The organism is Paenibacillus germinis, assembly GCF_013141785.1.
Lineage (GTDB): Bacteria > Bacillota > Bacilli > Paenibacillales > NBRC-103111 > Paenibacillus_E > Paenibacillus_E phytorum.
Map to the genome: position 1 here is coordinate 1 of NZ_WHOC01000172.1, position 5,138 is coordinate 5,138.

The 5,138-nt window shown below is 38.2% G+C and carries 7 protein-coding genes; 6 read left to right on the forward strand and 1 reads right to left on the reverse strand.

Annotation, left to right across the window (positions count from 1 at the left end; translation table 11 throughout):
- The 6 genes from GC102_RS33465 to GC102_RS33490 form a co-directional block, all read left to right on the forward strand.
- Positions 1–132: GyrI-like domain-containing protein (locus GC102_RS33465; RefSeq protein WP_171693337.1), on the forward strand; the 132-nt coding region annotated here is incomplete at its 5' end.
- A gap of 549 nt (positions 133–681) precedes the next feature.
- Positions 682–1,119: a hypothetical protein gene (locus GC102_RS33470; protein WP_171693338.1), complete on the forward strand. Its 438-nt coding sequence runs from the start codon at positions 682–684 to the stop codon at positions 1,117–1,119.
- A gap of 570 nt (positions 1,120–1,689) precedes the next feature.
- Positions 1,690–2,064, forward strand: a complete 375-nt coding sequence (locus GC102_RS33475) for a VOC family protein (protein WP_171693339.1) — start codon at positions 1,690–1,692, stop codon at positions 2,062–2,064.
- A gap of 105 nt (positions 2,065–2,169) precedes the next feature.
- The gene (locus GC102_RS33480) at positions 2,170–2,652 is read left to right on the forward strand and encodes a GyrI-like domain-containing protein (RefSeq protein ID WP_171693340.1); all 483 of its coding nucleotides are present in this window, start codon (positions 2,170–2,172) and stop codon (positions 2,650–2,652) included.
- Between the two features lie 617 nt (positions 2,653–3,269).
- Positions 3,270–3,950 carry a hypothetical protein gene (locus tag GC102_RS33485; RefSeq protein WP_171693341.1) on the forward strand — a complete coding sequence of 227 codons (681 nt, stop codon included), beginning with the start codon at positions 3,270–3,272 and terminating at the stop codon, positions 3,948–3,950.
- Between the two features lie 153 nt (positions 3,951–4,103).
- A complete protein-coding gene (locus GC102_RS33490; protein WP_171693342.1) occupies positions 4,104–4,520 on the forward strand; it encodes a hypothetical protein in 417 nt (138 codons plus the stop codon).
- A 41-nt stretch (positions 4,521–4,561) separates the two neighbouring features.
- Here GC102_RS33490 and GC102_RS33495 read toward each other — a convergent pair whose 3' ends face one another.
- The gene (locus tag GC102_RS33495) at positions 4,562–4,756 is read right to left on the reverse strand and encodes a zinc ribbon domain-containing protein (protein ID WP_171693343.1); all 195 of its coding nucleotides are present in this window, start codon (positions 4,754–4,756) and stop codon (positions 4,562–4,564) included.
- Positions 4,757–5,138 lie beyond the last annotated feature (382 nt).

A 5,138-nucleotide genomic window follows, 5' to 3' on the forward strand; every position in this document is an offset into this window, starting at 1 on the left:
TGGGGACGGATTTATTCCGAATGGTTTCCGACATCGGAATACGAACAGGTTGAAGGCCCTAGCTTCGAAATGTATTATGGAACGGCAGGATATGTTACTGGGGAGATTTGGATTCCGGTGAAGAAAAAATAACTTGTTACTTCATACGGCACGCTTGTGTTTCTCATTGGGCACCCGTCGTACTACCTAAAATTCGGTTTCGAACTAGCGAGACCACACGGCTTTGAACTATAGTAATTCGATGTACCGAACGAGGTATTTATGGTGAACATACTTTGTCAGAACGCCGGAATCAAAGGAGAGCGCCCGCAAGCTTGTGGGCGTCCTTTTTCTTTTTTCATGGGCATTTGCTCGAACGGAAATGTAGGTATTGCGCTAACGAGGAACGATAGCTCAATAACAACAGGTTGCCGACTTACACGGCAGCCTGTTGAAGTAACGGGCAGAATAATTACAAAAAAAGGAAAATATAAAGACTTACCGAATATAATAAGTATCGTTGAATAAAAGGATTTATAAACAACAGATTCAAAATAAGGGGATTTTAATGGTATGGAGTCCAGATACCTCAACTCCGTTACTTAGTCGGATTATGTTCTTATTCATAGATAGAGTATGAGAACATAGTAAATATTGTTATAGGAATTAGCCGTATTATCCCGATATAGGAGAAATGGATAAATGATAAATCAATTTTCAAGAGATCCAGAACTACAAACTATACTTAAATCATTTGAAAAAAATCCATTTCAATTCACTGATGAAGAGATTGTATCGCATGTAGATGGATTCTTGCCCAGTTACTCTTGTGATGGAGCGGCTTGTGGCTACTTCTCGATTATTGCACATATCTGTTATTTTAGACCCGACCTAATAAGACAACTCATGAAAATTGCTACTAAGCCGGTATTTTATTACGGCATCTCAGATCCAAATCATGCAATAAGATGGGTTCAATATAAGGTCAAAAGGAAAAATATATTTGGTAATAACATCGAGTACTATACAACTAAGCAAGGGAAATTATGGATAGATACAGAACTAATCAAAACAAGCAACTTAATAGCAAACTTAATTGAAGAAATAAAACGTGAAGATAATATAGAGGCAGATGAGTAAGTAGGTTGTCTGCTACTTCCTACAGCACCGTATCCATAATGCGGCTGGCGGGCCTGTGTCTGAATGAGGCATATTAGGAAAGAGTAATTAACAGAGCAACGTGTACCGCCTATCCGCATTATAAATCCCTTAGATGTTTTTGATTTTACTTCGAAAGAAACCGCCGAGTTCTTATCACAAGCGGAAGGGACCGTACAGGTGACTCTGGGGCGTGCCCGACTGAGATTAAAGAAGCTGGCCCGTCGATTTGAGGTAGCTAGTACAGATCCTTTTGAAAGGGAAGTTCCTCCCAAATCGTATGCCTCATAAATGGATTTGGATAGCCTCGTCAAAGCCTTTAAAAAGAGAGACCTTAGTGCGATATGCAAGTGTTATCTCGAATTGGCTAAGATGCGGGTGAAAATCAGCAACATACAGATGGTAAATGGTAGGATCGCTTTCTATTTAGAAGATCCAGACGGGAATCAATTTATGGTGACCGAAAATTCTTTTTAACCATCTGTTTGGTTTTCGGTGAATGTGTCGTTTATTAGTTAAGTTCACATTGATATTTAAAGGAGGAAATATTCAATGAGTCAAAGTCCATTTTTTGGTGTTGGTATTTTTGTCCCGGTCAGCGACCTGAAACGATCAACTGAATGGTATACACGTGTGTTAGGGTTTGAAATCATGCATAAAGATGAACCGAACGCTACTGTGACAATGATGAATGATAACAAAATCATTTTTTGTCTTGTACGATCCTACAACATTGTACAGAAACCATTTCCGAAAAATGATTATGGTGTAGGACAGTATTTTAACTTTCATACGCAAGATGTTGAGTCGGCATATAAACTTCTGCGGCAGCGAGGAGCCGATGTTGGTGAGATTGAGGAGTTCGACGGAATGCGGGGATTTTCACTTCAAGATCCTGATGGAAACAGATTTGGGGTAGTGAACTAAGAATTGAATGTTTGGACCAGCATGATCCGTTGAACTTACGGTGAACTGATAGTTAAATATCACAAGGGCTGAAACGTAGCAGCCCAAAAATGGAGAGTGAATTACATGGAGATTGAAATCGTTCAAACTGACAACATCTCAGCATTTGTCGGGGTAAGGGCGAGTGCCAATATGTCTAATTTAGAAAATAAAATCAAAATTGCATATGATGAATTGATAAGAAGACAAAGTGAAATAAAAAACATTAAGAATCCAAATGTGACATATGGCATATCACCTCCAAATTACAAAAGTAACAATGGAACAGTAGATTTTTATTGTTGTTTTGAAGTGGAACCTTTTGAAAACTTGGCGCATGGAATGGTCCATATACATTTATTTCCTCGCACTTACTCATTAACACATTATAAGGGATTGGCAAGCCAGACGGTAACAGCTTATGATTTCACTACGAAATGGCTGAATGAAAACGGATATACCTATGATGATACAGCTTATTATTTTGAGAGATACGACGAAAAAACAATAAGAGAATTAAATGATGAACGGAATGAAATGAAAATATTCTGTCCTGTAAAGATGAAATGAGTATTACACTAACGGAGAAACGTTAGCACAATAAAAGAGAAGTTTGATTAAGCCGCTGCATCGTTTGCGCGGCTTTTTTTGATTTACCGAAGAAAGCTAAAACTTGAACCAGTAATTCACATTGCATGGATTAGGCTGATAATGTGATAATTAGGTCATGTTTTAATAGAACCTAAGTAAGTTGGTGAAGTAGATTGGAAACCTTTCTAGGTGTATTAGGTCGATTCGTCGGATGGCTAGTATTTGAAATCATTATTGACTGCATCTTTAAATTATTGGGATATGTTATTAGGAAAATAATTTCTTTAATTAACTTCGTTTCAAAGGGGATATATAGACTTCTTAAGGTACAATAATTTAGGCATCATCATTCGATGGTGCTTTTCTTTTGCTCAAAATCACGCCCCATGAAGGTTACCCTCACATGTTCTGTTGAATAGGTAGTATCCCAGCGGTTGTGCTTTTCTTATATTTATAAGAGCCATATACGTGGCTTTTCTGTTTCAACAAGAGATTAGTTTTGTTTTACACGACGCTGATGAAGCGTCTTTTTTTGTTGGTTAATAATTGGATTTGGAGGAAAAGTATAAGCATATGTGGAACGGAAGGTGATCTTTTTGTCGCGGTTGCTATCTTTATTGCTCATTACATTGTTTTTACTACCTACGGTTGTCATGGCTAAACCAGAACAAACGCAAGATGCAAATAAGTTAGCTGATCGCTTAAAACGCCTGGAGATTGATGAACCAAAAGATATTGCTGATCCACCGTTTGGGCAACGAGCATTTCCGTCAAAATTGAAGATGCCACAAGACATAATCAGAAATGGCAATCAGCTTCCGTATAAGGTATTGCTCGATAACCCTGATTGGAAGCGTCCAGTTTATAAATCATACTGGCATAGCAGCGTTTCGGGCGGTAGATGGAGTTATGTGCCGACTCGCTTGTATTACGCTCAACACCGTTTGTTTACGGATATTACTGCTGGCGCATCAGAGTATTACGATTTTGTTCACGACATTGGCTTAGAAGAAGAATTAGGTCACAGTTCAACAGAGCCAAAAGACGAAAGTCAGATAATACGTCTTGGTCAAATTGTAGTTGTTGTCATGCAAGCGAAAATCGAAGAAGTGCTGACAAGTGGAAATCAAGTCGTGATTGTTGCAAGACCGCAGAGGAATGGCGTACAAGTGGTAACGGTGAATAAGGTGAATATGATGCTTGATGATCGGAAAGAAGCGATACTGTTTCAGCTTGTAACGCCGGAGGGTGATGAAATTGATTATTCGGTGTTATAGAAGTATCATGTTTGCGTTTGTTTTTATAGCATTTGCTCATGATTGGGTTGAAGCAAGACCTGCAATAAATACGGTTGAAGCAACAATGAGCTTTAAGGTTTCTTCTGTGGTGGATGAATATGGAACGAAGGAGAAACCTTTTATTGATGAATCGTGCAACCCGATGCTCGTCTAATTGTCATTGATCGTAATGGCAATATTGCTGCAAATGGTCTAACAGATAGTAAAGGTGAGTGGAGCTTCAAAATCAATACTCCAATTGATCCGCGCTTTCCATCAAAGAAAATGGGTGTAGTGACCGTGATTACCGTAGCAGATGGACTTAATGAGTTCATTAAATTTGATGCGCCAGTAAATGAGCATGGTTTGGGAAGAGCATCAGTCACGCTTAGACCGATAAGACCTGCTGCTCGAAATGAACCATCATTCGATGCTGCGTTTCATCGTTTTACTGTTTTTGGTATGTTGGATTACTACGCCAATAACGTCGGGCTTGCAAAACAGAACCAGATTAAAGGTGCAGAAGGCTTCGGTAAAGTTGTCATGCCTTGGAGTGCAAAATTAAAGTAAGAAGTAAACTAAGAAAAGCCCAAACGAATGGGATTTTCTTGCTAACCGAACAGAATATCTAAAACAGTTCCTAATTGACCGCGTGACTTTCCTTCAAGAACATTCGGGTTGTAGACTTCTACATAGCCACAGTTTTCACAAGAGACAAATAGAAAATGATTGTTTTGAATGTCGAACATTTTGCTTAGGGCTATATAAAAGAAAGGGGGAGGTACATTTTCCTGATATATGTCCATTAGCGCCTATGCTTATATATTTGGGAGAGAATCCCTCTATAATATTAATCCATTCTATAATGAAACTGCACCACTACGGAAAAAGAACTTGAAGTCACTAGAACTCCCATTTTACATAAATAAAGAATCAATTAAAGATATAATATTAGATATTATAGCCTCGAACGAAGTTAGTGATAGAGTGCTGAATTGGATGATCAGCCACATGGTTTGGAAATGTAGCGGATTCCCATTTTTATGAATGGTTAAGAATTGCAAAAAAGTTTGCACCACAAAGTATCCGTCCAGTAACCAAATATGATGACTTTACAGCAAACATAAAATTATTTGCGTTTATAAAAAATGAAAAAGATTCTATATTGGAATATCATGTTATGGAAGA

Bases quoted from the DNA above. Each gene is read 5' to 3' on its own strand.
- GC102_RS33470 (WP_171693338.1), top strand. From the start codon at position 682: ATGATAAATCAATTTTCAAGAGATCCAGAACTACAAACTATACTTAAA.
- GC102_RS33480 (WP_171693340.1), top strand. From the start codon at position 2,170: ATGGAGATTGAAATCGTTCAAACTGACAACATCTCAGCATTTGTCGGG.
- GC102_RS33495 (WP_171693343.1), bottom strand. From the start codon at position 4,756: ATGGACATATATCAGGAAAATGTACCTCCCCCTTTCTTTTATATAGCC.
- GC102_RS33475 (WP_171693339.1), top strand. From the start codon at position 1,690: ATGAGTCAAAGTCCATTTTTTGGTGTTGGTATTTTTGTCCCGGTCAGC.